Genomic DNA, 26,737 nt, shown 5'->3' with positions numbered 1-26,737 from the left:
GCAGGATGTTCGATTTACTTCTTCATCATGTCGAAGAATTCGGAGTTGGTCTTTGTTGCCCGGATTTTGTCCAGGATAAACTCCATGGCTTCAATTTCATCCATTCCGTGGATGAATTTGCGCAAAACCCAGACCTTTTGTAGAAGGTCGGGTTTGATCAGTAATTCTTCGCGACGTGTACCTGACTTGTTCAGGTTGATGGCAGGGTAAATGCGTTTTTCGGCCAGGCGGCGCTCCAGATGGATCTCGCAGTTGCCGGTACCTTTAAATTCTTCATAGATGACTTCGTCCATGCGGCTGCCGGTCTCGATCAGGGCAGTACCGATGATGGTCAAGGAGCCACCTTCTTCCAGATTACGGGCAGCACCAAAAAAGCGTTTGGGGCGCTGCAGGGCGTTGGCGTCTACACCACCGGTCAATACCTTGCCCGAAGCAGGGACCACGGTGTTGTAGGCGCGAGCCAGACGGGTAATGGAGTCCAGCAGGATCACCACGTCTTTTTTCAATTCAACCAGGCGTTTGGCCTTTTCGATCACCATTTCGGCCACTTGTACGTGACGCGTCGCGGGTTCATCAAAGGTGGAGGCCACCACTTCGCCGCGTACGGTACGCTGCATTTCGGTCACTTCCTCGGGGCGTTCGTCCACTAGCAGGACGATCATGACGGCCTCGGGGTAATTGGTCGTGATGGCGTGAGCCATGTGCTGCATCATCACGGTTTTACCGGATTTGGGGCTGGCTACGATCAGGGCGCGCTGGCCCTTGCCGATAGGCGAGAAGATATCCAGGATACGGCCTGTGATGTTCTCTTCGCTTTTGATGTCACGCTCCAGGCGCATGGGCTGATCAGGATGCAGCGGGGTCAAGTTCTCAAACATGATGCGATGTTTGATGGCCTCGGGTTGCATGCCGTTGACCTTGTCGACCTTGACCAGGGCAAAGTAGCGTTCACCGTCTTTAGGGGTGCGCACTTCGCCTTCAATGGAGTCGCCTGTGTGCAGATTGAAACGGCGTATCTGCGAGGGAGAGATATAAATATCGTCTGTGCTGGCCAGGTAGGAGGTTTCTGGCGAACGCAGGAAGCCAAAACCATCCGGCAGGACTTCAAGCACCCCGTCACCGAAAATCTGCTCGCCTTTTTTGGCGTGCTTTTTCATGATCGCGAACATCAGCTCTTGCTTGCGCAAGCGGTTCGCGTTGTCGATTTCCAAAGTGGCAGCCATTTCTAGCAGCTGCGAGACGTGCAGAGCTTTTAATTCGTTCAGGTGCATGAGTGTGGGGAAGGGCTTTCAGCAGCAGACCGCAGGCCAGCGATGGGCCTGCGTGCGGTTAATCAGAGATTACAGGGAGCTGTCGAGAAACGCGCTAAGTTGAGACTTGGAAAGTGCACCGACTTTAGTCTGGGCGACTTTACCGTCTTTAAACAGCATGAGCGTTGGAATACCGCGAACACCGAATTGAGCAGGAGTGTCGGGATTTTCATCGACATTGAGCTTAGCGATGATAACACGACCTTGATACAGTTCGGCCGCCTCATCAAGCAAAGGTGCAATCATTTTACAGGGGCCGCACCAGGCAGCCCAATAATCGACCAAAACAGGAAGGTCGGCTTTGAGGACGTCGCTCTCGAAGGAGGCGTCTGTAACGTGAATGATGGAGTCGCTCATGGCAAAATGCAAAAAAATAAAAGATAACGAAAAACTATACGTGTGGCGTGACCTGAGCACAATGTATTCTACGGCCAATTGCGACGGTCTTGTTGCCAATTTTTGACAGGATACCATTGCGTCTGGTTGATAATGTGCATTCACTGCGCAACGCGCGCCAATAAAGCGTTTCCCCACTGGCGCCTAACCACTCGTAAAATAGCGTTTTTCTGTACGATCTACCGGGAATCAAGTTGTCTACTACACGTTACGACGAATCTTCTATACGGGTGCTTAAAGGGCTGGAACCGGTCCGGCAGCGCCCGGCCATGTATACCCGCACGGATAATCCCCTGCATATTGTGCAGGAGGTCATCGATAACGCCGCCGACGAAGCCCTGGCTGGTTTTGCCCGCACCCTGACCGTTACCTTGCTGGAGGACGGCGGTATCCAGGTCGAGGATGATGGGCGCGGTATTCCCGTTGGCTTGCATCCTGAAGAGAATGCGCCCGTGGTTGAGCTGGTGTTCACTCGACTGCATGCCGGGGGCAAGTTCGACAAGCTCAATGGCGGAGCCTATGCCTTTTCCGGCGGTTTGCATGGGGTGGGTGTGTCGGTGACCAACGCCTTGTCGCGTCGCCTGGAAGTGCTGGTCTGGCGCGACGGGCAAGCCAATGAAATTGTGTTTGCCGACGGCGAGCTGGAGCAGCCCCTGACCCAGACGGGCACCGTGGGCAAGCGCAAGACCGGGACCCGTGTGCGGGTCTGGCCTGACCCCAAGTACTTTGACTCCGCCCAGATTCCCCTGGCTCAACTGACGCACATCCTGCATAGCAAAGCGGTCTTGCTGGAAGGGGTGACCGTGGAGCTGGTGCAGCAGAAAACCGGCCAGCGCCAGCAATGGTGCTATGAGGACGGTTTGCGCGGTTATTTGCAAGAAGAGATGGACGGCGTGGAGTTGTTGGTGCCTCTATTCGAGGGCCGCCAGTACGCCCCGAAAGATGACGATAATTTCTCCCCTGGTGAAGGGGCTCATTGGGTCGTGGCCTGGACCCTGGACTCTCAGATTGTGCGCGAGTCTTATGTCAATCTGATTCCGACCAGTGCCGGGGGGACGCACGAATCGGGCTTGCGTGATGGTCTGTATCAGGCCGTGCGCAGCTTTGCCGAGCTGCACAGTTTGATTCCCAAGGGCGTCAAGCTGCAGGCTGAGGACGTCTTTGCCCGTGCCAGTTTTGTGCTGTCGGCCAAAGTGCTGGATCCGCAATTCCAGGGGCAAATCAAGGAAAAACTCAATAGCCGCGATGCCGTGCGTCTGGTCAGTGGCTATGTACGCAACGCACTGGAACTGCATCTGCATGCGAATGTGGATCAGGGTCGAAAATTGGCTGAAGTGGCGGTGCGTCAGGCTCAGGCCCGTACCCGTTCGGCCCAGAAAGTGGAAAAACGTAAAAGCTCGGGGGTAGCCGTGTTGCCCGGCAAGCTCACGGACTGCGAATCGCACGATCTGGAGAGCTCCGAACTGTTTCTGGTCGAGGGCGACTCGGCCGGTGGCTCTGCAAAAATGGGCCGCGACAAGGAATTTCAGGCCATCTTGCCCCTGCGCGGCAAGGTGCTGAACGCCTGGGAAGTGGACCGGGATCGCCTGTTCGCCAACCAGGAAATTCATGATATTTCCGTAGCCATTGGCGTGGACCCGCATGATGCCCAGTCCGAGCCGGATTTGTCCGGTTTGCGCTATGGCCGCATTTGTATCCTGTCCGATGCGGACGTGGACGGCTCGCACATTCAGGTGCTCTTGCTGACTTTGTTTTTCCGCCATTTCCCCAAGCTGATCGAAGCCGGGCACGTGTATGTGGCGCGCCCACCCTTGTTCCGCGTCGATGTGCCTGCCGCTGGCAAACGCCCGGCTCGCAAGATCTATTGTCTGGATCAGGGCGAGCTGGATGCCACTTTGGAGAAGTTGCGCAATGAAGGCATACGCAACGAGTCCTGGAGCATCAGCCGTTTTAAAGGTTTGGGTGAAATGAGTGCGGAGCAGTTGTGGGATACCACCATGAATCCGGATACCCGTCGTTTATTGCCGGTGCATTGGGGCGAAGATGGCTTAAGCGGCACGCAGGCCATGTTCACCATGCTGATGGGCAAGGGCGAGGCCTCTGCCCGCCGTGCCTGGTTGGAAGAAAAAGGCAATTTGGCCGATCTGGACGTCTAAGCCCGATTTAAGAGTTATTTATGGACAGCAATCAATTGGATTTTGAGCCGGCGGGATCGGACGATAGCATCACGCTGGGGACTTACGCGGAACAGGCTTATCTGGATTACGCCGTCTCGGTCGTACGCGGACGGGCTTTGCCCGACCTGACCGATGGTCAGAAGCCGGTACAGCGCCGCATTCTGTATGCGATGGATGCCATGGGCCTGGGCCCAACGGCCAAGCCTGTGAAATCGGCGCGCGTGGTGGGGGATGTGCTGGGTAAATATCACCCCCACAGTGACCAGGCCGCCTATGACGCCATGGTGCGTATGGCGCAGGATTTTGTGCTGCGCTATCCGCTGGTGGACGGGCAGGGCAATTTTGGCTCGCGCGATGGCGACAATGCCGCCGCTATGCGTTATACGGAAGCGCGCCTGACTCCGTTCTCGCGTTTGCTGCTGGACGAGCTGGACGAAGGCACGGTGGACTTTATCCCCAACTACGATGGCAGCCAGAAAGAGCCGGTGACCTTGCCAGCCCGCTTGCCCATCATGTTGCTTAACGGTGCATCGGGGATTGCTGTCGGGATGGCCACCGAGATTCCGTCGCACAACCTGCGTGAGGTAGCCCAAGCCTGTGTCAGCCTGCTGCGCAACCCGAATTTAAGCGACCAGGACATCCACGAGATCATTCCTGGCCCGGATTTTGCAGGGGGTGGCCAGATCATTTCCGCTGCCGATGATATTGCGGCGGTGTACGCTCAGGGCCGGGGCTCCATCAAGGCACGTGCCCGTTGGGTATTTGAGGAAATGGCACGTGGTCAATGGCAATTGGTGGTCACTGAATTGCCGCCCGGCAGCTCCTCTCAGCAGATTCTGGAAGAGATTGAAGAACGCACCAATCCCAAGGTCAAGGCGGGCAAGAAATCCCTGAGCACTGAGCAACAGCAAACCAAAGCCTTGATGCTGAACATGCTCGACGCCGTGCGCGATGAGTCCGGCAAGCAGGCTGCGGTGCGATTGGTGTTTGAACCCAAATCCCGCGCCATTGATCGGGACGAGTTCGTGACCACCTTGCTGGCACAGACCAGCCTGGAGCGCAACGTCTCCATCAACCTGGTATGTATCGATACGGACGGTCGTCCTGGCCAGCGCTCCCTGCGTCAGGTCTTGCTGAGCTGGCTGGAATTTCGTCGTCACACGATGGAGCGTCGTACTCGTTACCGTCTGGACAAGGTCACCGATCGTATTCATGTGCTGCAAGGGCGCATGGTGGTGTACCTGAATGTGGACGAGGTCATTCAAACCATTCGTGAGTCCGACGAGCCGCGTGCTGCCTTGATGGAGCGCTTTGATTTAAGCGAGCGCCAGGCTGACGATATTCTGGAAATGCGCTTGCGTCAGTTGGCCCGTCTGGAAGGTTTCAAGATCGAGAAAGAGCTGAAAGAGCGCCTGGAGGAACAGGAGTCTTTGCAAAAGCTGTTGGACGATCCCAAGGCCTTGAAACGCTTGATGATTCGAGAAATCGAAGCAGACGTTAAAACCTATGGCGATGAGCGTCGCACCTTGATTGAAGCGGCCGAGCGTGCTGTGCTGGAAACCAAGGTGGTTGATGAGCCGGTCACCGTGATTGTGTCGCGCAAAGGCTGGCTGCGTTCGCGCCAGGGCCACGGTCATGACGCTTCACAGTTCAGTTTCAAGACCGGCGATGGCTTGCGCGATGCGCTGGAGTGCCGTAGTACCACAGACCTGGTCGCCATCGGCACCGATGGCCGGGTCTATACTGTTCCGGTCTCCAGCTTGCCTTCGGCGCGTGGAGACGGTCAGCCCATTACCTCCATGATTGAAGTCAGCCCCAGTGCGCCTATCGAGCACATCCTGGGCGCTCCTTTGGATCAGAACTATTTGCTGGCTGCCTGCGACGGCTACGGTTTTGTGGCCTCTCAAGGCGACATGAATACACGCCAGAAAGCGGGCAAGCAGTTTGTCACTATTGAGGACGGCAAAAAACTGCTCAAACCTTTGGCCTTGCGTCCGGATGACCAGTACGTAGGCCTGCTCAGCGAACAGGGGCGCTTCCTGGTGGTGGACATCAAGGAGCTGAAAGTGCTGGCCAAAGGGGGGCGTGGCACGGTACTGATCAAGCTCAATGATGGTGATACGCTCAGTCAATGGGTGGCCTTTGGGGAGGCGGGTCTGGCCGTTAGCGGGGTGAATCGCAAACGTCCGTCTACCATCGTGATGGATCTGGATATGCTGGCCAATTATCTGGGCAAGCGCGCAGGCAAGGGCAAGACCCTGTCGCTCAAATTGAACGACCCTGTGTTGCATCGACCTGAACAGGCCTGAATTTGTATAGCCGCCGGAGGCTGGCCCTCCGCCTGATAGATTTCTTTTTTGAGTGTTGGATATGAGTTTCAAAGTCACGGTTCAGCCCAGCGGGCACAGTTTTGACGTTCAGCCCGGACAGTCTGTGCTGGATGGCGCACTGAATGCAGGTATCGTCTTGCCCTATAGCTGCCGCAACGGCACCTGTTCGTCTTGCCGTGGCAAGGTCATTGAAGGTGAGTACGAGGCAGGCCGTGCGCCCGAGCAATTGTTGAGCGAAGAGGATCGCGCTGCAGGCTACACCCTGTTTTGTCAGGCCAAGCCCAGCAGCGACATGTTGATCGAGTCCCACGAAATTCGTATGGCGACCGATATCCAGATTCGCAAAATGCCCTCGCGCGTGGTGGGCCTGGAAAAAGTACGTGATGATGTGATGGTGGTGCGTCTGCAAATGCCGTCGTCCGAGCCATTTCGTTACTACCCGGGTCAGTATCTGGAGTTCATCCTGAAGGACGGCAGCCGTCGCAGCTACTCCATGGCCACACCGCCACGGGAAGACAATCAGGTGGAATTGCATATTCGTCACATGCCCGGCGGCGTGTTTACCGATCACGTGTTCGGTGCCGGTGCCACCGCCATGAAAGAGCGCGAAATTCTGCGTGTGGAAGCGCCTTTGGGTTCTTTCTTTCTGCGTGAAGACAGCGCGGCTCCTATGGTGTTCCTGGCCAGCGGTACGGGCTTTGCTCCGATCAAGGCCTTGATCGAACGCCTGATTCAAACCGGCAGCCAGCGCGAAGTGGCGCTGTACTGGGGCGGGCGTCGACCCAAGGATTTGTACCAGCGCGAACTGGCCGAGAAATGGGCCAGCGAATTGCCTAATTTGCGTTTCATTCCGGTGGTCTCCGACGCTCAGCCTGAAGATGGCTGGACAGGCCGCACCGGTTTTGTGCATCAAGCTGTGCTGGCTGATTTGCCGGACCTGTCAGCCTGGCAGGTATACGCCTGTGGCGCGCCGGGCATGGTTGAAGCGGCGCGCAAGGATTTTGTGGAGCAGGCCCAACTGAATCCGGACAATTATTTTGCAGATGCCTTTACGTCCCTGGCAGATGTAAAGTAAGCGTCTTGGTCAATAGCTCAACAAGCGGACAGTACACATGAAAGTAGCAGTTCTGGGCAGCGGCATTATTGGGGTATCAACTGCCTGGTGGCTTAGCCAGCAAGGTTGTGAGGTGGTGGTCGTGGAGCGGGGAACCGGCCCTGCGCAGGAAACCTCGCGTGCCAATGGCGGCCAGATTTCGGTGTCGTATGCCGAGCCCTGGGCCAACCCGAAAATGCCGTTCAAACTGCTGAAGTGGTTGTTGCAGGACGATGCTCCCTTGTTATTCCGTCCGCGTCTGGATCTGCGCCAGTGGCGCTGGTGCCTGTCGTTCTTGCGTGAATGCCTGCCTGGACGGGTTACGCCCAATGTGCGCGCCCTGGTGGCCATGGCGGAATACAGCCGCAGCACACTCAAGCAATTGCGTCCTAGCCTGGATTTTGATTACCGCCATCAGGAAAAAGGCATCATCACTTTTTACCGTGATGCTCAAAGCCTGGATGATTCTCAGCAGATGGCCGATATCATGCGCGATATGGGGGTGGATCGCCGCATCATGAGCGTGGACGAGCTGGTGCAGTTAGAGCCTGCTCTGGCGTCGGCCCGTGGCCAGATTGTGGGTGGCGACTATACCAAGGATGATGAATCCGGTGATGCCAACCAATTTACCTGCGGTTTGGCGGCCATGGCCAAGCGAGCCGGGGTGGAGTTTCGCTTTTCTACACAAATCACCCGTTTGCTGACGGCCAAGGGGCGTGTGGTAGGTGTTGAGGTCATTGGCCCGGACGGTACGTACGAGTCCATACAGGCAGACGCCTTTGTGGTGGCCATGGGTAGCTTCAGTCCCACCGTCTTGCAGCCGCTGGGGATTTCCTGCCCCGTTTACCCGGCTAAAGGCTATTCGGCTACTTTTCCGGTACTGGTTCCCGAGGGGGCGCCCACGGTCAGCCTGACCGATAAAGATCACAAACTTGTTTTTTCCCGCTTAGGCGATAGCCTGCGGGTCGCTGGAACTGCAGAATTGTCGGGCTATTCGCGCAATTTGAACCCCGCCCGCTGTCAGGCTTTGTTAACGCATGTAGCGGATCTGTTCCCAAGCGCATTGGATTTTGATAATGTTCATTTCTGGTCAGGACTGCGTCCTGCCACAGCATCAAATATCCCACTGATAGGCCGCTCTTCCATACCTAACCTGTACCTGAATACCGGGCATGGCACCCTGGGGTGGACGATGGGTGTAGGCTCTGGCCGAGCCCTGGCAGACCTGCTCATGGGACACAAACCCGAACCTGAATTTCCTTTTTTATCATGAAGGATGTATGAAAAATCTACGCGGATTACTGTTGAAACGGGGTGTTATGGCTTTGGCGATGGCAGCGGGTGGCTCAGCCGCTTTGCTGTTCGGGTCGACTGCCCTGGCAGCCGTTGATATTCAGGTCTGGACCGCTTTGAACTCGCACAATCAGGACGAGTTTGAACGCTTGGTTCGGGATTTCAATCGTAGCCAGAGCGATGTCAAGGTGTCGGTCAAGGCTCATGATACGGAAGCTTCTTTAGAACAGGTCTTGCAAGCGGGCAAGGATTTGCCCAATCTGGTGCAATTAGGCGAGATGTCCGGCCTGGACGAGGTCGCTGATCGCCCCTACATCATGCCTATGCACACCTTGCTGGCTCGGGAAAAAATGGATAATGTGTCCTGGTTCCTGGCCTCGAACTCCTTTGTGCGCAATGGCCGCGGTCAATTGCAAGGCTTCCCTTATATGGCCGAAATTCCGGTCATGTACTACAACCTGGACGCGTTTGATAAAGCCAAGATCGAGCCTGCGGTGCCCAGCCGTGTCTGGCTGGATTTGCAGGCCCAGCTCGTCGATCTGGCCAATAAAGGCTCGCGCCGTTGTCCCTTGACTTCGGATCAGTCTGTCTCCATCAACCTGGAGAACCTGGCAGCGGTGAATAACCAGATTTACGGTCTGGCACCGGGTCCCAAGGTGAAAGGCAAAGTGGGCTTTGACTTTGATGTGATGTACATCCGTCACCTGTCCATGATGATCAGTTGGGTGAAATCCGAGCTGATGGTCAAGCCCGGCACATTGCCAGAATCGCCCCAGCGCTTTGCCAAGGGCGAATGTGCCGTCATGTTCTCGAACTCCGGCCATATTGGTGAATACAGCGACACGCGTGGCTTGAAGTACGCAGTGACTGGTCTGCCTTACTATCCTGAAGTGACCCAAACTCCTGGTAAACCGTTTGTGACCGGATCGGCGCTGTGGGCGGTAAAAGGCCATAATGCCGAACAGAATCAGGCTTCGGCCCGTTTCATCAGCTGGTTGGCTCAGCCTGAGAACGCCGCACGTTGGTACCAGAAGACAGGTTTTTTACCGGTGAGCCGCGAAGCCTTTAATGCCACAGGCAACGACTACTACAAGGACAAGGGCGACTGGATGCACCTGGTGGGAGCCTACAGCAGCGGTACGTCGGGCACAGCCAAGGGCAATTTCCGTAACTACCGTCAGATTCGTGCCGTGTTCAATCAGAGCCTGGAAAGTGCGCTGGATGGGCAGCAACCTGCCATGACGGCATTGCGTACTGCCGCCACGCAAGCTAATCGTTTGGTGGCACAGAGAGGACGCTGATTTATCTGTGCGTACAAGCCGATCTAGCGGCTTGAGCAAGCATCCTTGAAGATAGACCCCATGCCCTTGACGGGACATGGGGTTTTTTCTTTGGGTGTTTGTAATGCGTTTTCTTGTCCGTTTCTGCATCGTGCTGATCTGTGCGCTTGGGCTGTCTGCCTGTCAGTCCAGTCAGGGGCCGGATGGTCTGTTGGCCGATCCGGGTGCGCGCGTCTTCAATTTTGATTGGCGCTTATCCGGCGACCCCAAAGTGGGGCCTATGCAGGTCTTTGATAACGGGACGCGCATTTGGCTGCATTTTGCACCAGATCAGATTTTGCCAGCGGTGTTTGGCCGCAGGGACGGCCAGGAAGTGCTGCTGTCGCTACGACCTTCGGGGCAGTTTCAGTTAGTCGATGGCTTGTGGGCGGAGCTGGTGTTTCGTGCAGGCAAGGCGCAGGCACAGGCCAGTCTGCGGCGCAAGAGTAGCCAGAGTGAAGGCTCTGCCTTGTCAGGGGCAGAGGAATCGGATGTTTCAGCCCGGCCTTTGCCTGTAGGAGATCCCTTGAAACCGAGCTCTGTGGGGGCGGTACAAGTGCTGGAGCTGGAACCAGAGCCCGCGCCCGCACAGTTGGTGCAACGGGTTGCCTTTCAAGCCAGCTCGGATACGTGGGCGGTCAATCTCCCGAACCCTGATTCCACTGTTTTTGAACTGCGTTTGAAAGATCGGACGCTAAGGCAGGCGCTAATGCGTTGGGCCAAACAAGCGAAATGGGTTTTTGCGCCGGAACATTGGACTTTGGAGGTGGATTTTCCTGTCAAGGCTGCCGCCAGCTTCAAGGGGAACTTTGAGTCTGCGGTGGTCCAATTGCTGACGGCGGCACAACTGAACGCCCATTCTTTGCAGGCCTGTTTTTATTCCAATCAGGTGCTGCGTGTTCTGGCCAGTCCGCAACCCTGCGACCCGAGTGTGCAGCAGCAGGAGCGGTCATGAGTCACCTCTTTTTGCTGCTTTTGGTTTTGTTGTCGGGCTGTGCTTTGCAAACAGCGGAGCATCACCTTGACCCGCCGTGGCTGGACGATGCTGTTTTTTTTGGCAAGTTAGACCTGCCTACAGATGCACCGGCCCAGTCTGTTGATAGACCTTGGCTGTTGGGCGCTGCTGTGCCCATCCAGCAAGCCGCTGACTCACCAGACCTGATGAGTTCCAGACAGACATTCAGCTTTTCCTTGGAAACGCCTTTACCCGGTCTGGATGAACTGGCGCGCCGCCTGTCTTTTTTGTCGGATCTGACGGTATCCATCAGCCCGGAGGCACGACTGCCTTTGGCGCTTTTCTTGCCGCGACTCAGTGTGGGGGATCAGTTGGACGTGCCGCCCCAATATGGCAGCCTGGTTTTTGAGCAATTACGCTTGCCGGAGTTGCTCAATCAAGTCAGCGCGGTATACAGCATTCGCTGGCGCTATCGGGCAGGGCGTATCGAGTTATATCGCACGGAAACGCGTCACTTTGCTTTACCGCCGATCAAAGCCGTGAATGCTGCTTATTTGGATAAACCTGCAGCTAATGCCTTCGAGTCCGCTGTGACGTCTGTGCAGACTGAAACGCCAAGTCTGGAAAACGCCGCCCATGTTTATCTGCAAGACACGGCACAAGCTTTTCTATCTCGCGCTGGAAGGGTCCAGGTGCTTGGGGTGCCGCCCCATGCTTTGTTGGTGACTGATACACCGGAACGCTTGGAGGCATTGGGTTCAGCGTTGAAGCACCAGCCTGAATTGTGGTACTTCGATAGTGCGCGAGCTAGCCGCTCTGTGGGTAGCGGCGGGAGAGAGAAATGAGTGCTTCTACAGCCAAGCGTGAGTATTGGTTTGGTTTGCAATGGGCACGTCACGGACAGGACGCGCGCTGGACTCACACTCGGAATTCGACACAATCGCATTGGGCTTGTTTCTTGGAAGGGCAGGCAGCAGGACAAGCAATAGGCTGGGTACAAAACCGGTGGCTCTATTCCAAACGGACACACTCGATATTGCGATTGGTTCAAGAGGGGCCAACACGGGTAAAACGCAGGCATATGCGGGCTTATTCGGCGGCTGCGTGTCTGGCTGTGCATCACCCTGATGAAGCGGTTTTTCTTTTATGGGCCGTGGCTCCCGGCCTGTTGTGGTTCCTGGCATTGGAGCAGGGTTTGGTTGTGGAAGGCAGCGATTGTGTGCTGACACAGGTCGGGCAGGTGCAGGCCTTGCGACAGGCAATGCAGGAACGCTATCCCGTCATACGTGAACTGCGGCAACCCGATGATGTATGGGTGTGCCTGGAGCAGGGTAGACGAGCGCAGGCTTGTATGCAGCGTCAAGGCGGCAGAGAGCTTTGGCGTCCCAGTAAGGTCCCTCTTCGCTTGCTTGTTGCGCCGTTGCTGGTGGTGCTGGCTCTGGCAGGCGTTTTTTCTGCCGACTCTCGTGGGGTGGGGGCTGAACGACAGCCTGCTGGCAAAGGGGTTCTTGAGCAGGGTAATACATTGCCGCTATCTAGCGCGCAGACTGTTCTGGATCTGATTGAGGAGCTGCCGGCACAAGGAGTGGGCTGGCGCTTGCAGGAGGTGGACTGCCGTCGTCGCGTGGCTTCTTGGGACTGTCATGCACGCTATGGGTTTGAAGATGTACAAAGCTTTAGTTTGGCCATGCAGCGTCAAACTCGCGCTCCGAACATGCTGGCGCTGACAGGGGCAGGGCAGGCTGAATTGCATGTGCAACGCACTTATCTGCCTAAGGAGCAACAGCGCCCATCGCCACAAGGTCAGCGAACGCTGCCTGTTGAGTCATCAGCCAACCTGATTGCCGAATTGAAGGCTTTGCAGCCCGCATTTATGCGTTTTTCGCTTGCCCGGGCACAGGCGCACCACCAATCTCAGTATTCAGGGCAAGTTCAAACCGGGAATCAGGCGGACACACAGCTGCAAGCAAAGGCTGGGGAGCAGACACAGGCTCTGATCCAAGCCAAGGAGTCTCGGCGCACCAGAGATCAATCAGAACCAGATGCCTGGCGTCGTACTTGGAGCAGTCAGTCTCCTTTGCGTTCAGCCTACCTGCTCGCCGCACACTTGCCTCAGTTGCAGTGGGACAGGTTGAGCTTGTCAGTGAGTCCGCAGTCTTATCCCTCGCTGCTGGGCAGCGTTTTTATCGTGGAGCTGGAAGGCTATGTTGATGAGTGGGCAGGTTCGGGCAAGGAGGAACGCGCGCAGGTATTTGAGCATTCTGTTTGGCGGAGCGCTGATACTTAGCTTGCCAGCTCAAGCGACTGAAGCCATGGTTTCGGTCGTGCGCGATATGTTGCTGCTGGAGGCCGAGCAGGCGCGACAGAACATGGTCTCATGTTCCAGGCCATTAGAGGGGCAGGAGGGGGCGGGTTTGGCTCAACCGGACGTGGACAAGAGCAGATCGAGCAAAGCTATTCCTGGATTAAAACTGAAAGCTGTCTATGGGCGGGATACGCGCTTGCTGGCTGAGGTGCAGCATGGGCAGCGCCTGCTCCTGTTTCAGCAAGGACAGTTATGGCCGATAGGGCGCGAGCGAGATAGGCAAATGCGCCTCTTGTCTTTAGATAGTCGCTGTATTGAGCTTGAAATAGGGCTGCCCCGGGAACATGCTGAAAGCCAAAGCCAAAGCCAAAGCCAAAGCCAAAGCCAAAGCCAAAGCCAAAGCCAAAGCCAAAGCCAAAGCCAAAGCCAAAGCCAAAGCCAAAGCCAAAGCCAAAGCCAAAGCCAAAGCCAAAGCCAAAGCCAAAGCCAAAGCCAAAGCCAAAGCCAAAGCCAAAGCCAAAGCCAAAGCCAAAGCCAAAGCCAAAGCCAAAGCCAAAGCCAAAGCCAAAGCCAAAGCCAAAGCCAAAGCCAAAGCCAAAGCCAAAGCCAAAGCCAAAGCCAAAGCCAAAGCCAAAGCCACAGTCGGGGACAGGCTCAGGCTTTGAATCTGTCAACCGCCTCGGATCAGGCTCAGCAGTCGCAGCCGGAAGTTCAATCCATAAAACTCTGTTTGCCTTCCTGAGGCCCGGGGGGATGCGTCTAGCCAAACTCGAGCTTTCAAAGTCACCATGATTCAGTTTTCCAGCCCGTATATCCTTGAGCCTGTATGTCATTGACTCCTCAAGGCCAGGAGCCCGTCAAGTCGCAGATCTGGCGCGTTTCCCCACAGTCCTTGAGAAAGAAAAAACCCCGACGTGATTTTCATCAGATCGGGGTTGAAAGAGACCACGGAGCTTGTCGCTCGGTCAGGCTTGAGCCTTGTTCTGCATTAGTCGCGGGTACCGCTCCAAGCGGCAATGGCAGCACGCTCTTCGTCGGTCATTTGCGTCATGTTGCCCAGGGGCATGTACTTGGAGTGCACCACGGTTTTCACCTGTTCGGCGTGCAGCACCGTGTTGTCGATGGTATCGAGCAACATGCCGGCAGGGGCAGCCGTAAAGCCGAAGTCGGCATTGGGTTTGGCCGCGTGGCACTGAACACATCGGGCATCCATGATTTCCTGGATGCGTGCAACGTTGACGGTTTCTGCGCCGTTAGCGGCTGCGGGAGCACTGGCAACGTCACCTTTCAGGCTGGCAGGTGCAGCCAGGTAGCCCACGATCAGCAGCAGCACAACACCGGCAGCCGGGTAGGCAGGCTTTTTGATGCCAGCGTGCATCAGCACGAAGTATTGACGGATCAGGGCGCCGGCAAAGATGAACAGCACCATGATGATCCACGCATTAGGGTTGTTATACGTGAACGAGTAGTGGTTGCTCAGCATCAGCAGCAGGACGGGCAGCGTGAAGTAGGTATTGTGTACCGAACGCTGTTTGCCGCGCTTGCCATCCAGAGGGTTGGGGGCTTCACCGGCTTTCAGTGCCTTGACCATGCGGCGTTGGCCGGGAATGATCCAGAAGAACACGTTGGCCGACATGCTGGTGGCCATGACAGCGCCAGTCAGCAAGAAAGCAGCACGACCCGAGAAGATGTGCGCGCTCAGGTAAGCCACGACCACCATCATGATGGCCACGGCCACGCTCAGCAGACCGTCGCGGTTCATGTTGGGGCTGATCAAGCGGCACAGGCCGTTATAGACCACCCAGCCCAGTACCAGGAAGGCAATAGCCATGACGTTGGCTTGGGTACCGGTCATTTGAGCCGCCCATTCCCAGGGGCTGTTGGGGTTGACCAGATAGAACTCGGGCTTGGTCAGGTAGAGCAGGGCGAACAGGAAGAAACCGGACAACCAGGTGGTGTAGGACTTCCAGAAAGACCAATGCAGGTCATCAGGCAGTTCGGCCGGGTTGGTCAGGTATTTCTGGTTGTGATAGAAGCCGCCGCCGTGGACAGCCCACATCTCGCCAAACACACCGCGTTTCTTGCTTTCTTCGCCTTTAGGCGGTTTCAGGCCGTTGTCCAGCATCACAAAGTAGATGGACTCGCCGATCCAGGCGACGGCCGCAATTACGTGCAACCAGCGCAGCAGCAGGTTGCCGTACTCAAGTAGGTAAGCGTACATAAAGATCTCGTATCAGAGTGGTTTCGTATAGAAGCGAAAAGTCGACTTGGATACGCGATCAGCTGCCGCGATAGGTGGACCAGGACCAGGGGGTCACGACCAGAGGTACGTGGTAATTGGCATTGGCATCAGCGATACCAAAGCGAATGCCGACCTGATTCACAAAGCGTGGCTCGGGCAGAGTCACACCGCTGGCGGCAAAGTAGTCACCTGCATGAAACACCAGTTCAAAAACGCCCGTGTGCATGGCCTCGCCTTGCAGCAGGGGCTCATCACAGCGACCGTCGCTATTGGTGTGAGTGGTTTTGATCAGAGTACGTTGATCGTTTTCGATGGAATAAAGATCGACGCGCACGCCGCTGGCTGGGCGTCCTTGAGTCGTGTCAAGGACATGGGTTGATAGCTTTCCCATAAATGTCTCCGGTTTATGGTGATCAAAAAAGGTCCAGCGAGCCCAGTTTTGAGAACCGGCCGGGGGCCAACGGTGCAAGGATCAGTGCGCTGGGTTGAGGCCCCGAAACTGTCGCTCTGTTTGAGGAATCAGATTGTCGACAATTTATGTTGACGATTTTGTCGGGGTACCGAATAATTGTCAATAGTCAATAACGAGAAATTCTATGCTTCAGATACGGCGGCAAGAGGGGATGAGCAGTGAATCCCAAGCGCCCAGCGCCTCCTCGCTGCTAGAGGGAGGCATGGCAGATAGCGAGGTCGGGCGTGTTTATAGCCAGATCTTCGATGCGGTCGTTGACCGCCGTCTTTTGCCTGGAACCAAACTGACGGAAGCCACGCTATGCACGATTTTCGAGTGTTCGCGGGCGACCGTTCGTGCGGCGCTGGCAGCCCTCGAACACGACAAGATTGTGGTTATCGAACCCAATCGGGGTGCTTTTATCTGGAAGCCGACGGCCAAACAGACACGGGATGTGTTTGAACTGCGACGAGACCTGGAAGCGCTGATTCTGAAAAAACTGATCAGCTACCCGGATCTGCCGGAGCGTTTGGCTGGCCTGTATGAAATGGTGGAACGTGAACAGCACGCTTTTGAAAATGGCGACCGCATCAGCTGGTTGCGCCTGTCCAATGCGTTTCATGTGATGCTGGCGCGCTGCGCTGGCAATGATGAACTGACCGAGTTGATGCACACCTTGTGCGCCCGCACCACGCTCATCATTGCGTATCACGATACACCGGGCGAACAGGCGTGTTCGTTTTACGAGCACAAAGAGATTTTGGACAAGCTTAGTCAGGGCGATGCCGAAGGCGCGCATCTGGCTATGCATCATCACTTAAGTGATTGTGAACATCGCATGAGCGAAGCGGGTGATGGCAATGCTGCCGATCCTTGGCTGGCCCTCAGCGTAAAACGCTAAACGGAGACGGTATGTCCTTGAGCAAGTACCCTCGTGACCTGGTCGGTTACGGTAAAAACGTGCCCCATGCACAATGGCCTGATCGGGCGCGCATTGCGGTGCAGTTTGTCTTGAACTATGAAGAAGGCGGCGAGAATTGCGTCCTGCACGGTGACCCGGGCTCTGAGCAGTTTTTGTCTGAAATTATTGGTGCAGCCGCTTACCCGGACCGTCACTTATCCATGGAGTCCATTTACGAATACGGCTCGCGTGCTGGTGTCTGGCGGATTCTGAACGAGTTTGAAAAGCGTGGCCTGCCCATGACCGTGTTTGGGGTGGGCATGGCGCTGGAGCGTCATCCCGAGCTGGCTCAGGAATTCGTGCGCCTGGGTCATGAGATCGCTTGCCATGGCTACCGCTGGATTCACTACCAGAACGTGTCCGAAGAAGTCGAGCGCGAGCATATGCGCCAGTGCGTGAAAGTGCTGACGGACTTGCTGGGCCACCATCCCGAAGGCTGGTACACCGGTCGCGATAGCCCAAATACATTGCGTCTGGTGGCTGAAGAGGGCCAGTTCCTGTATAGCTCCGACTACTACGGTGACGATTTGCCTTTCTGGGCCGAGGTTCAGCTCAGCGACAATACTGTCAAGCCTCAGTTGATCGTGCCTTACACCCTGGACAGCAATGATATGCGCTTTGCGGCTCCTCAGGGCTTTAACACTGGCGATCATTTCTTCTCCTACCTGAAAGACGCGTTTGATGTGCTTTACGAGGAAGGCGAAGAGGCTCCCAAGATGCTGTCCATCGGTTTGCATTGCCGTCTGATCGGCCGTCCTGGCCGTTTCCGCGCCTTGCAGCGTTTCCTGGATTACGTGCAATCGCATGAGCGTGTCTGGGTGTGCCGTCGTGTGGATATTGCTCGCCACTGGGCCGAGCATCATCCCTATCAGCCCAAGGCCTGATCGGGGCAGGGCCAGGGTTCATGCCTCCTGGCCCATCAAGACAACATCCTGAATCTGAGCAGGGTGCATTCACATTCCGACTCGCCAGGGTCGGAATTGTTGTTTCTGCCCGCTGAAAACAGTACTATCTGACGCTTACGCAGCCGCTCGTAAAGGGAGTGTGGCGTCCGGGCTTCTCACTGCTATGCCGGGGCGGCAGGTGTTGTGCCAGCGCAGCGCGCGCATGGGCTGCAAGGCTGATCGTCTTATAATAGGCAGTTAAATTTTCCATCGCGTTGCATGTAATGAAAACCTCAGAAATTCGTCAGAAGTTTCTTTCTTTTTTTGAATCCAAGGGACACCACATCGTTTCCTCGGCTTCCTTGGTTCCAGGGAATGACCCTACCTTGCTGTTCACGAATGCAGGGATGGTGCAGTTCAAAGACGTGTTCACGGGTAAAGAGACCCGCCCCTACAAGCGTGCGACCAGTTCTCAGCGCTGTGTTCGTGCCGGTGGTAAACACAATGACCTGGAAAACGTGGGCTACACCGCCCGCCACCACACCTTTTTTGAAATGCTGGGCAACTTCAGCTTTGGCGATTACTTCAAGCAAGACGCTATTCGCTATGCCTGGGAACTGCTGACGACGGTTTACCAACTGCCTGCAGAAAAACTCTGGGTCACCGTCTACCAGGAAGATGATGAGGCCTACGATATCTGGGCCTCGGAAATTGGTGTGCCCAAAGAGCGCATCATCCGCATCGGCGACAAGGGCGGCGTGCGTTACAACTCGGACAACTTCTGGCAGATGGCCGATACCGGCCCCTGTGGTCCTTGCTCGGAAATTTTTTACGACCACGGCGCCGATGTCTGGGGTGGTCCTCCCGGATCGCCTGAAGAGGACGGCGATCGTTACATTGAAGTATGGAACCTGGTGTTCATGCAGTTCGAGCGTTCCGCCGACGGCACCATGACACCGCTGCCCAAGCCTTGTGTGGACACCGGCATGGGCCTGGAGCGTATTTCGGCTGTGCTGCAGCACGTGCACTCCAACTACGAAATCGACCTGTTCCAATCCCTGATTCAGGCCGCCGCACGCGAAACCAAGACTAGCGACTTGAGCAATAACTCGCTCAAGGTAATTGCTGACCACATCCGTGCTTGTAGCTTCTTGATCATTGATGGGGTCATCCCCAGCAATGAAGGCCGTGGCTATGTGCTGCGCCGTATTATTCGCCGTGCCCTGCGTCACGGCCACAAGCTGGGTCAGAAGGGCTTGTTCTTTTACCGTTTGGTGCAGGACTTGGGCCAGACCATGGGCGAAGCCTACCCCGAGCTGATTAGCCAGCGCGAGCGTATCGAACAAGTGCTGCGCCAGGAAGAAGAGCGTTTCAGCGAAACGCTGGAAAACGGCATGCGTATTCTGGAAGGCGCTTTGGCCAACCTGCCAGAGAATGCCAAGCTGGACGGCCAGACGCTGTTCACCTTGTACGACACCTACGGTTTCCCTGTGGACCTGACCGCCGACATCTGCCGCGAGCGTGGCATCGAGGTCGATCTGGACGGTTTTGAAGTCGCCATGGAAAACCAGCGTCAGATGGCACGCGCTTCGGGCAAGTTCAAAACAGCCGAAGGCCTGAGCTACTCCGGCGTGCAAACCCGCTTTGATGGTTACACCACTCTGGAAGGTAGCGGCACGGTTACCGCCTTGTATGTGGACGGCACCTCTGTGCAGTCCGTGGCCCAGGGCCAGCAAGCGGTAGTGGTTCTGGATGCTACCCCTTTCTACGCAGAATCCGGTGGTCAGGTGGGTGATGCCGGTATCCTGAGCGATGCCAAGGGCTTGTCCTTCGAAGTGCAGGATACCCAAAAGATCTCCAATCAGGTTTTCGGACACCAGGGTGTGTTGAACGCTGGCACGCTGACTGTGGGCCAGACTGTTCAAGCCCAGGTGGACACCGAGCGTCGTGAGCGTGTGATCCGTAATCACTCGGCCACGCATTTGATGCACAAGGCCTTGCGTCAGGTGCTGGGTGGCCACGTTCAACAGCGCGGCTCCCTGGTGGACGCTGACAAGACCCGTTTTGACTTTGCTCACGATGCCGCCATGACGGCCGAGCAAATCGCTCAGGTCGAAGCCATTGTGAACGAGCAGGTTCTGGCTAACCAGGCCGTGCAAGCCCAGTTGATGTCCTTTGACGAGGCCGTCAGCGGCGGTGCCATGGCTTTGTTTGGCGAAAAGTACGGCGACGAAGTGCGCGTACTGGATATCGGCTTCTCGCGCGAGCTGTGCGGTGGCACGCACGTTCAGCGTACGGGCGATATCGGCTTGTTCAAGATTGTCTCGGAAGGTGGCGTAGCCGCTGGTGTGCGCCGTGTTGAGGCCATCACCGGCACCAACAGCCTGCACTGGGTGCAAGCCCAGGAACGTCTGCTGAACGATGCCTCTGCCAGCCTGCGTACCCAACCAGAAGGTTTGGTTGCCCGTATCAGTGCCTTGCAAGCTCAGATCAAGGATCTGGAGCGCGAGCGCGAACAAATGCAATCCAAGCTGGCGGCTTCGGCCGGCCAGGACTTGTTGGCCCAAGCCGTACCCTTGAATGACAGCAGTCGTCTGCTGGTGGCCACGCTGCAAGGCGTGGAAGCCAAAGCCCTGCGCGAAATGGCCGATCAGTTGAAGAACAAGCTGCAGTCTGCCGTGATTTTGCTGTCCATCGTGGCCGACGGCAAGGTCAGTCTGGTGGCGGGCGTGACACCTGACCTGACCGCCAAGGTCAAGGCCGGTGATCTGGTGGGTTTTGTGGCCTCGCAAATGGGCGGCAAGGGTGGTGGTCGTCCTGATATGGCCATGGGCGGCGGTACCGATGCCAGCGTCCTGCCTCAGGCCAATGCCTCGGTGCAGGCCTGGGTACAAAGCAAGTTAGGTGCGTAATGACGATGTTCGAGACCGGCGCTTTGCCCAATAGCGATCTGCAGGTGGATGCAAGCGGGCTGAAATGCCCCTTGCCTATCTTGCGTGCCAAGAAAGCCTTGGCGCAGTTGGAGTCTGGGCAAGTGTTGCAGGTCATTACAACCGATCAGCACGCTATTCAAGATTTTCAGGCTTTTTGTCGCCAAACTGGCAATGAACTGTTGGCTCAAGACCAGCAAGCTGAAAAAACTCTGCATTTTTTACGCCGTCGGTAAGCTGACGGCGGTAGAATACTGTTTTGTCTGTTGCGTATCTAGCACTGAATCTGCTATCTTAGCGTGTTACTTTTGGCATACGTGCCAGAATAGTGCTAGAATTTTTTGTTTACCTTACACAATAAAGGGATTATCAATGGTGGTAATTCGCTTGGCCCGTGGTGGCTCCAAAAAGCGTCCTTTTTACAACGTAGTAGCCGCCGAGGCGAGCCAACGCCGTGATGGTCGCTTCATCGAACGTCTGGGTTTTTACAACCCCGTTGCTGGCGAAGGTCATGAAAACCTGCGTCTGCAAATGGACCGCGTTAAGCACTTCACCGACAACGGTGCTCAGGTTTCGCCTGCTGTGGCTCGCCTGTTGAAAGAATACTCGGCTAAGGTTGCTTCGGCTGCCTAAGTTGATTCACCTGTTTTTTTAGTGGTGTTAGTGTGAAGCAACCAGCGATTCCTGCTGACCTTGTTGAGCTTGGACGCATTGTTTCCGCTTATGGCGTACGTGGTTGGGTCAAAATCCAGCCGCACTCCATGCAAACCAAAGCGCTGCTGAATGTAAAAACGTGGTGGTTAAAAACGCCCCGGCCTGAATCTCAGGCGGGCGTTTTTGCGTCTGCGTCACCCAGACAAGTACAAACCGCAAAGCAGCATGGGGCAACCATCGTGGCGCAGTTTGAAGGTCTGGATAATCGAGAGCTGGCTCAAGCTCTTAAGGGGCATACCGTTTGGGTATCCCGTGCCGCTTTTCCCAAAGCGGACGAAGACGAATTTTATTGGGTCGATCTGATCGGCTGCCGCTTTTTTGGCGAGCAGGACGGCCAAGCTGAAAGCTTAGGCGAAGTGGTAGAGGTGCTGGATAACGGCGCGCATTCCATTTTGGTCGTGCATCGTGGCTCCTGGGATGCCGAGGGTGTCTTTACACCTGAAAAGGACGAACAGGGTAGGCCGCAAGAAGAGCTGGTTCCCTTTGTGCAAGCCATTGTGCATACGGTGGATATGTCCGCCCGCGAGTTGCACAGCCACTGGGCGATCTGATCGTTTCAATCCTGTGCGCGTGTGGTGCTTTGGCTTGACTGGCCGGGTTTATAACGCGTATCTGCTTTTTCTCTTGCCGAGTCCTCATGCGATTTGATGCCCTGACCCTGTTCCCGGACATGTTTGATGTGGTCAGCCAGGCTGGTGTCACCGGCCGTGCGCACAAGCAGGGCATCTGGCAGATGCGGACCTGGAATCCGCGCGACTACACTACCGATGTGCACCGCACAGTGGATGACCGCCCTTACGGAGGTGGTCCTGGTATGGTCATGCTGGCTGATCCCTTGAACGACGCTTTGGATCAGGCTCTGGCTGACCGTGGCGATAAGCCGGAAGTGATTTTACTTAGCCCTACAGGGCGACGCTTTAATCAGGCTGTGGCTCAGGAGCTGGCTCAAGGCCCCGGCGCGGTTCTGGTTTGTGGTCGCTACGAAGGGATAGATCAACGCTTTATTGATGCACGCGTCACCCAGGAGCTTTCTTTGGGTGATTTTGTGCTGTCTGGCGGTGAAATCGCGTCGCTGGCGATTATCGACAGCGTGGTCCGCCTCTTGCCCGGCGTGTTGAATGATGCCGATTCGGCTCGTCAGGATTCTTTCCATGCCGACAATAGTGGCTTGTTGGACAGCCCTCATTACACGCGTCCCGAGGTTTATCGCGATCAGGCTGTGCCTGAGGTCTTGATGTCCGGTCATCATGGTCGCATCCAGGCATGGAGGCGTGAGCAGTCTTTGCGTTTGACCGCTTTGCGGCGCCCGGAGTTGATCGAACAGGCCCGTCAGCGTGGTGAGCTTAACAAGGCAGATGAGCGTTTCCTGGCCTCGCTGGATGACGGGGGAGTGTCATAAGCGGCTTGGGATGAGTGTGGCATTGGGCAAGTAATCTGATGGTGTGCTGCTTAGGGTGGCTCATGAGGGGGTTATGAGTAAAGTTGAGCAACAAAATCGCCAGTCCTGGAATGCGGCAACACTTGCCCATAATAGCCATAAAGGGGATCAGGCTCAGTTCTTTCGCCGTGGTGGTTCTACTTTGTTTCCAGAGGAGCTGGAGCTGCTAGGTGAACTCAAGGGGCGCTCACTGCTGCATTTGCAATGCAATTGCGGGCAGGATAGTTTGAGTTTGGCCACGCTTGGGGCACTAGTGACTGGGGTTGATATCGCCGATGAAGCGATTTCCTTTGCGACGGCTCTGTCTCGAGATACGGGTATTCCGGCTGCGTTTCATCGCGAAGACGTGGTGCAGTGGTTAAGGCAGGCTGCCAGTCAGGGGCTGCAATACGATATTGTATTCAGTAGCTATGGTGTCTTGTGTTGGTTGCCGGATTTAAGGGCGTGGGCGCAGGGCGTCGCTTCTGTTTTGAAGCCTGGAGGGCGTTTGGTGCTGGTGGAGTTCCACCCCTTTGCGCTTTGCTTTGATGAGCACTGGGCGCTGAAATACGATTACTTCAATACCCAGCCCATGGTGTTCCCGGAAGGGGTGGGTGATTACGTAGCGGAATCAGGCGAAGGGTTGCTGCTTTCAGGCAAAACTGAAGGTATGCAGGAGTTTGAGAACCCGCATCCCAGTGTGGAGTTTAGTTGGGGCTTGGCTAAACTGGTTGGTGTCTTGCTGGAGGCCGGTTTGCGTTTGCGAAAATTGGAAGAGTATCCGTATTCAAATGGCTGGAAGGGTTTTAAGCAGATGCATGAGGGTCCGGGGCGGCGAATGTATGCACCCGTAGGCCAGGCTGGCGTCCCTTTGATGTATGGTCTTGAGGCAAGTCGGGACTGAGCACGCCATTGTTGGGCACGGTTGTGCCATGATGCAGCCAATCTGGGCTATCTATCCTGCTTCGTCATAAAGCACCCCAAAGGTTGGATGGGCATCCAATCTTTGGGGTGTCGTTTATTGCAGCCAGTTTTTTGTGCTGGGAGGCCGTTAGTTCAGGCGAGTAAATTGCTGCTGGACTTTAGCCAGGGTTTCGCCAAACTGAATGACGCGCTGTCGTTCCTGTTCCACTACGGCTGCTGGGGCACGCTCCACAAAACTGGCGTTGCCCAGTTTGGCTTCGGCCTTGCTGATTTCGCCTTGCAGGCGTTCAATTTCCTTGGACAGGCGGATACGCTCCGCTTCCACGTCAATCTCTACGTGCAGCATCAGTTGCGTGGTGCCGATCACTTGTACCGGTGCGCCTGCATCGGTAGGCAGTTGATCGACAATTTCCACGCTTTCCAGCTTGCCCAGCGCAGCCAGATACGGGCTGTTGGCTTTTAGGGTTTCGGCATTGCCTTGGGCAATCAGCGGTACGCGCTGAGCGGGCGAAATGTTCATTTCGCCACGCAGGGCACGGATGGCGTCCACTTGGGCTTTCAGTTCGGCAACCTGGGCCACGGCCTGCTCATCAACCGCGGCGGGGTTGGCAATTGGGTAGGGCTGGACCGAAATGCTGGTGGTTTCGTCAGCGGCACGTTTACCAGCCACCACCGAGACCTTCTGCCACAGTTCTTCCGTGATGAAGGGGATGATAGGGTGCGCTACGCGCAGCACCACTTCCAGTACGCGGATCAGGGTGCGGCGGGTGCCCAGTTGCTGCTCGGGCGTGCCGTTCTGGATCTGAGTCTTGGCCAGCTCCAGGTACCAGTCGCAGTACTCGTCCCATACAAAGTGGTAGATGGCATTGGCGACGTTGTCGAAACGGTAGTCGGCAAAACCGCGCTCGGCGTCCTGTTCCAGGCCTTGCAACAGGCTGATGATCCAGCGATCAGCAAAGCTCAGTTCGGCGGGTGCGTCGGCGTGCAGCTCATGACCTTCGGTGTTCATCAACACAAAGCGGGTGGCATTCCACAGCTTGTTGCAGAAGTTGCGGTAGCCTTCGCAACGCTTCATGTCGAAGTTGATATTGCGGCCCAGAGTGGCGTAGGCGGCCATGGTAAAGCGCAGTGCGTCCGTGCCGAAGGCGGGGATGCCGTCGGGGTAGTCTTTCTTGGTGCGTTTGGTAATGCTTTGTGCCTGCTTGGGGTTCATCAGGCCAAACGTGCGTTTGTGGATCAGGCTTTCCAGATCGATGCCGTCGATCAAATCCACAGGGTCAATGGTATTGCCCTTGGATTTGCTCATCTTCTTGCCTTCCATATCGCACACCAGTCCGTGAACGTAGACGGTGTTGAATGGAACGCGGCCGGTCAGGTGCATGCTCATCATGACCATGCGGGCAACCCAGAAGAAAATAATGTCGAAACCAGTGACCAGCACGCTGGAGGGCAGGTAACGGGCCAGATCTGGAGTTTCTTCAGGCCAGCCCAGATCGGTAAAGGGCACCAGGGCGGAGGAGAACCAGGTATCCAGCACGTCTTCGTCGCGGCGCAGTGGGCCGGTCACGCCAGCGGCGCGGGCTTGTTCCAGAGCTTCTTCTTCGGAACGGGCGACAAACAGGCTACCGTCTTCGGCGTACCAGGCGGGAATTTGGTGACCCCACCACAACTGACGGGAAATGCACCAATCCTGAATATTGTTCAGCCACTGGTTGTAGGTGTTGGACCAGTTGTCGGGGTAGAAGCGCACACGGCCATCGGCCACCACATCCAGGGCAACCTGGGTGATGCTCTTGCCGGGGTGCAGTGAATCTTCCGGAGCGGGCTTGCTCATGGCTACAAACCACTGGTCAGTCAGCATGGGTTCAATGACTGTATTGGTGCGGTCGCCACGTGGCACCATCAGCTTGTGTGGCTTGACGGCCTGTAGCAGGCCCTGGGCTTCTAGGTCGGCCACGATTTGCTTGCGCGCGGCAAAGCGCTCCAGGCCTTGATAGGCTTCGGGAGCGGTGTCGGCAATGTGGGCATCCAGTGTCAGGATGCTGATCATTTCCAGGCCGTGGCGTTGGCCAACAGCATAGTCATTGAAGTCGTGAGCAGGGGTCACCTTCACGACACCGGTGCCGAAGGCTGGGTCTACATAATCGTCCGCAATGATCGGGATGGAGCGGCCGACCAGGGGCAGGGTAACGGTCTGGCCGATCAGGCCGATATAGCGCTCGTCTTCAGGGTGCACCATCAGGGCAACGTCGCCCAGCATGGTTTCCGGACGGGTGGTGGCCACCGTCAGGTGGGTCAGATCACCCTGGGGTGTAGTCAGCGGGTAGCGGATTTCCCACAGATGACCGTCTTCTTCCTCGCTGACCACTTCCAGGTCGGATACGGCGGTGCCCAGTACGGGGTCCCAGTTCACCAGGCGCTTGCCACGGTAAATCAGACCTTGTTCGTACAGGCGGACAAAGGTTTCCAGCACGCCACGTGACAGGTTGTCGTCCATGGTGAAGTATTCGCGGCTCCAGTCACAGGACGCGCCCAGGCGGCGAAACTGGCTGGTAATGGTGTTGCCGGATTTCTCTTTCCACTCCCAGACTTTTTCCAGGAATTTCTCGCGACCCAGGTCGTGGCGGCTGATGTTCTGGGCATCGAGCTGGCGCTCCACAATGATCTGGGTGGCAATCCCGGCGTGGTCGGTGCCAGGAATGTAGACCGTATCGTCGCCTTTCATGCGGTGGTAGCGCGTCAGGCCATCCATGATGGTCTGGTTAAAGGCGTGGCCCATGTGCAAAGTCCCGGTGACGTTCGGTGGTGGGGACTGAATGACAAAGGGTTCGGACTGATGATCACCCAAGGGCTGGACGTGCTGGCCTCCCTTGAAAAGGTCGGCTTGCTCCCAGCGCGCGTACCAGCGCGTTTCGATTTCCTGGGGTTCAAAGCTCTTGGATAATTGCTCGTCGGAGGTCGTTGCGGATGAGTTGGTCATGGTGATGCGGTCTGCCTGCCCCTTTTGGCACGTTCGGTGCCAGATAGGGCGGGACT

The 26,737-nt window shown here is 56.3% G+C and carries 22 protein-coding genes; 16 read left to right on the top strand and 6 right to left on the bottom strand.

Features of this window, described 5'->3' with window-relative positions:
• Positions 1-14: 14 nt before the first annotated feature.
• Both rho and trxA read right to left on the bottom strand, forming a co-directional pair.
• Positions 15-1,271, bottom strand: a complete 1,257-nt coding sequence (rho, locus tag CA948_RS06955; protein ID WP_094197079.1) for a transcription termination factor Rho — start codon at positions 1,269-1,271, stop codon at positions 15-17.
• Positions 1,272-1,340: 69 nt separating this feature from the next.
• Complete coding sequence (gene trxA, locus CA948_RS06950; RefSeq protein ID WP_094197078.1) at positions 1,341-1,667, bottom strand: thioredoxin TrxA; 327 nt, start codon at positions 1,665-1,667, stop codon at positions 1,341-1,343.
• A gap of 233 nt (positions 1,668-1,900) precedes the next feature.
• On the opposite strand from trxA, the gene CA948_RS06945 reads away from it, so the two are divergent.
• The 8 genes from CA948_RS06945 (at position 1,901) to CA948_RS06910 (ending at position 13,160) form a co-directional block, all read left to right on the top strand.
• The gene (locus CA948_RS06945; RefSeq protein WP_094197077.1) at positions 1,901-3,862 is read left to right on the top strand and encodes a DNA topoisomerase IV subunit B; all 1,962 of its coding nucleotides are present in this window, start codon (positions 1,901-1,903) and stop codon (positions 3,860-3,862) included.
• Positions 3,863-3,882: 20 nt separating this feature from the next.
• Complete coding sequence (gene parC, locus CA948_RS06940; RefSeq protein ID WP_108727662.1) at positions 3,883-6,192, top strand: DNA topoisomerase IV subunit A; 2,310 nt, start codon at positions 3,883-3,885, stop codon at positions 6,190-6,192.
• Positions 6,193-6,253: 61 nt separating this feature from the next.
• Positions 6,254-7,288: a CDP-6-deoxy-delta-3,4-glucoseen reductase gene (locus tag CA948_RS06935; protein WP_094197075.1), complete on the top strand. Its 1,035-nt coding sequence runs from the start codon at positions 6,254-6,256 to the stop codon at positions 7,286-7,288.
• Positions 7,289-7,325: 37 nt separating this feature from the next.
• Positions 7,326-8,579, top strand: coding sequence for a D-amino acid dehydrogenase (locus tag CA948_RS06930; RefSeq protein WP_094197074.1), 1,254 nt, complete (start codon positions 7,326-7,328; stop codon positions 8,577-8,579).
• A gap of 7 nt (positions 8,580-8,586) precedes the next feature.
• The gene (locus tag CA948_RS06925; RefSeq protein ID WP_094197073.1) at positions 8,587-9,900 is read left to right on the top strand and encodes an extracellular solute-binding protein; all 1,314 of its coding nucleotides are present in this window, start codon (positions 8,587-8,589) and stop codon (positions 9,898-9,900) included.
• A 103-nt stretch (positions 9,901-10,003) separates the two neighbouring features.
• Entirely contained in the window at positions 10,004-10,873 is an 870-nt protein-coding gene (locus CA948_RS06920) for a TrbG/VirB9 family P-type conjugative transfer protein (protein WP_159063939.1), read from the top strand.
• On the top strand, positions 10,870-11,718 hold the full coding sequence (locus CA948_RS06915; RefSeq protein WP_108727661.1) for a hypothetical protein: 849 nt from the start codon (positions 10,870-10,872) through the stop codon (positions 11,716-11,718). Before CA948_RS06920 ends, CA948_RS06915 begins: the two co-directional genes overlap by 4 nt.
• Positions 11,715-13,160, top strand: a complete 1,446-nt coding sequence (locus CA948_RS06910) for a hypothetical protein (RefSeq protein ID WP_159086126.1) — start codon at positions 11,715-11,717, stop codon at positions 13,158-13,160. Before CA948_RS06915 ends, CA948_RS06910 begins: the two co-directional genes overlap by 4 nt.
• Before the next feature lie 167 nt (positions 13,161-13,327).
• Here the strand turns inward: CA948_RS06910 and CA948_RS17685 are convergent, their stop codons facing one another.
• The 3 genes from CA948_RS17685 to uraH all read right to left on the bottom strand — a co-directional run bounded on the left by CA948_RS17685 (position 13,328) and on the right by uraH (position 15,811).
• A complete protein-coding gene (locus tag CA948_RS17685; RefSeq protein ID WP_203226759.1) occupies positions 13,328-13,852 on the bottom strand; it encodes a hypothetical protein in 525 nt (174 codons plus the stop codon).
• A gap of 314 nt (positions 13,853-14,166) precedes the next feature.
• Complete coding sequence (locus tag CA948_RS06900; protein WP_108727659.1) at positions 14,167-15,399, bottom strand: urate hydroxylase PuuD; 1,233 nt, start codon at positions 15,397-15,399, stop codon at positions 14,167-14,169.
• A gap of 58 nt (positions 15,400-15,457) precedes the next feature.
• Positions 15,458-15,811, bottom strand: coding sequence for a hydroxyisourate hydrolase (gene uraH, locus CA948_RS06895; RefSeq protein ID WP_108727658.1), 354 nt, complete (start codon positions 15,809-15,811; stop codon positions 15,458-15,460).
• A gap of 205 nt (positions 15,812-16,016) precedes the next feature.
• On the opposite strand from uraH, the gene CA948_RS06890 reads away from it, so the two are divergent.
• From CA948_RS06890 to CA948_RS06855, 8 genes are all read left to right on the top strand, one after another.
• Positions 16,017-16,772 carry a GntR family transcriptional regulator gene (locus CA948_RS06890; protein ID WP_203226758.1) on the top strand — a complete coding sequence of 252 codons (756 nt, stop codon included), beginning with the start codon at positions 16,017-16,019 and terminating at the stop codon, positions 16,770-16,772.
• Between the two features lie 11 nt (positions 16,773-16,783).
• The gene (puuE, locus tag CA948_RS06885) at positions 16,784-17,716 is read left to right on the top strand and encodes an allantoinase PuuE (protein WP_108727656.1); all 933 of its coding nucleotides are present in this window, start codon (positions 16,784-16,786) and stop codon (positions 17,714-17,716) included.
• 284 nt (positions 17,717-18,000) lie between these two features.
• Positions 18,001-20,628, top strand: a complete 2,628-nt coding sequence (alaS, locus tag CA948_RS06880) for an alanine--tRNA ligase (protein ID WP_108727655.1) — start codon at positions 18,001-18,003, stop codon at positions 20,626-20,628.
• A complete protein-coding gene (locus CA948_RS06875) occupies positions 20,628-20,882 on the top strand; it encodes a sulfurtransferase TusA family protein (RefSeq protein WP_108727654.1) in 255 nt (84 codons plus the stop codon). Before alaS ends, CA948_RS06875 begins: the two co-directional genes overlap by 1 nt.
• Before the next feature lie 136 nt (positions 20,883-21,018).
• Positions 21,019-21,279: a 30S ribosomal protein S16 gene (rpsP, locus tag CA948_RS06870; RefSeq protein ID WP_009455906.1), complete on the top strand. Its 261-nt coding sequence runs from the start codon at positions 21,019-21,021 to the stop codon at positions 21,277-21,279.
• 32 nt (positions 21,280-21,311) lie between these two features.
• Positions 21,312-21,911, top strand: coding sequence for a ribosome maturation factor RimM (gene rimM, locus CA948_RS06865; RefSeq protein WP_094197064.1), 600 nt, complete (start codon positions 21,312-21,314; stop codon positions 21,909-21,911).
• Between the two features lie 86 nt (positions 21,912-21,997).
• A complete protein-coding gene (trmD, locus tag CA948_RS06860; RefSeq protein ID WP_108727653.1) occupies positions 21,998-22,759 on the top strand; it encodes a tRNA (guanosine(37)-N1)-methyltransferase TrmD in 762 nt (253 codons plus the stop codon).
• A 73-nt stretch (positions 22,760-22,832) separates the two neighbouring features.
• Entirely contained in the window at positions 22,833-23,681 is an 849-nt protein-coding gene (locus CA948_RS06855; RefSeq protein ID WP_108727652.1) for a class I SAM-dependent methyltransferase, read from the top strand.
• A 147-nt stretch (positions 23,682-23,828) separates the two neighbouring features.
• On the opposite strand, the gene CA948_RS06850 is transcribed toward CA948_RS06855, so the two are convergent.
• Positions 23,829-26,681, bottom strand: coding sequence for a valine--tRNA ligase (locus CA948_RS06850; RefSeq protein ID WP_108727651.1), 2,853 nt, complete (start codon positions 26,679-26,681; stop codon positions 23,829-23,831).
• Positions 26,682-26,737: the final 56 nt, after the last annotated feature.

The sequence above is a fragment of the Alcaligenes aquatilis genome, assembly GCF_003076515.1.
GTDB lineage: Bacteria > Pseudomonadota > Gammaproteobacteria > Burkholderiales > Burkholderiaceae_B > Alcaligenes > Alcaligenes aquatilis.
Note: the sequence above shows the minus strand (reverse complement) of the source record. Positions and strands in the feature narration are given on the sequence as shown.

Coding starts and splice junctions, on each gene's coding strand:
- rho (WP_094197079.1), bottom strand. CDS start 1,271: ATGCACCTGAACGAATTAAAAGCTCTGCACGTCTCGCAGCTGCTAGAA.
- trxA (WP_094197078.1), bottom strand. CDS start 1,667: ATGAGCGACTCCATCATTCACGTTACAGACGCCTCCTTCGAGAGCGAC.
- parC (WP_108727662.1), top strand. CDS start 3,883: ATGGACAGCAATCAATTGGATTTTGAGCCGGCGGGATCGGACGATAGC.
- CA948_RS06935 (WP_094197075.1), top strand. CDS start 6,254: ATGAGTTTCAAAGTCACGGTTCAGCCCAGCGGGCACAGTTTTGACGTT.
- CA948_RS06930 (WP_094197074.1), top strand. CDS start 7,326: ATGAAAGTAGCAGTTCTGGGCAGCGGCATTATTGGGGTATCAACTGCC.
- CA948_RS06925 (WP_094197073.1), top strand. CDS start 8,587: ATGAAAAATCTACGCGGATTACTGTTGAAACGGGGTGTTATGGCTTTG.
- CA948_RS06920 (WP_159063939.1), top strand. CDS start 10,004: ATGCGTTTTCTTGTCCGTTTCTGCATCGTGCTGATCTGTGCGCTTGGG.
- CA948_RS06915 (WP_108727661.1), top strand. CDS start 10,870: ATGAGTCACCTCTTTTTGCTGCTTTTGGTTTTGTTGTCGGGCTGTGCT.
- CA948_RS06910 (WP_159086126.1), top strand. CDS start 11,715: ATGAGTGCTTCTACAGCCAAGCGTGAGTATTGGTTTGGTTTGCAATGG.
- CA948_RS06900 (WP_108727659.1), bottom strand. CDS start 15,399: ATGTACGCTTACCTACTTGAGTACGGCAACCTGCTGCTGCGCTGGTTG.
- uraH (WP_108727658.1), bottom strand. CDS start 15,811: ATGGGAAAGCTATCAACCCATGTCCTTGACACGACTCAAGGACGCCCA.
- CA948_RS06890 (WP_203226758.1), top strand. CDS start 16,017: ATGCTTCAGATACGGCGGCAAGAGGGGATGAGCAGTGAATCCCAAGCG.
- puuE (WP_108727656.1), top strand. CDS start 16,784: ATGTCCTTGAGCAAGTACCCTCGTGACCTGGTCGGTTACGGTAAAAAC.
- alaS (WP_108727655.1), top strand. CDS start 18,001: ATGAAAACCTCAGAAATTCGTCAGAAGTTTCTTTCTTTTTTTGAATCC.
- CA948_RS06875 (WP_108727654.1), top strand. CDS start 20,628: ATGACGATGTTCGAGACCGGCGCTTTGCCCAATAGCGATCTGCAGGTG.
- rpsP (WP_009455906.1), top strand. CDS start 21,019: ATGGTGGTAATTCGCTTGGCCCGTGGTGGCTCCAAAAAGCGTCCTTTT.
- trmD (WP_108727653.1), top strand. CDS start 21,998: ATGCGATTTGATGCCCTGACCCTGTTCCCGGACATGTTTGATGTGGTC.
- CA948_RS06855 (WP_108727652.1), top strand. CDS start 22,833: ATGAGTAAAGTTGAGCAACAAAATCGCCAGTCCTGGAATGCGGCAACA.
- CA948_RS06850 (WP_108727651.1), bottom strand. CDS start 26,681: ATGACCAACTCATCCGCAACGACCTCCGACGAGCAATTATCCAAGAGC.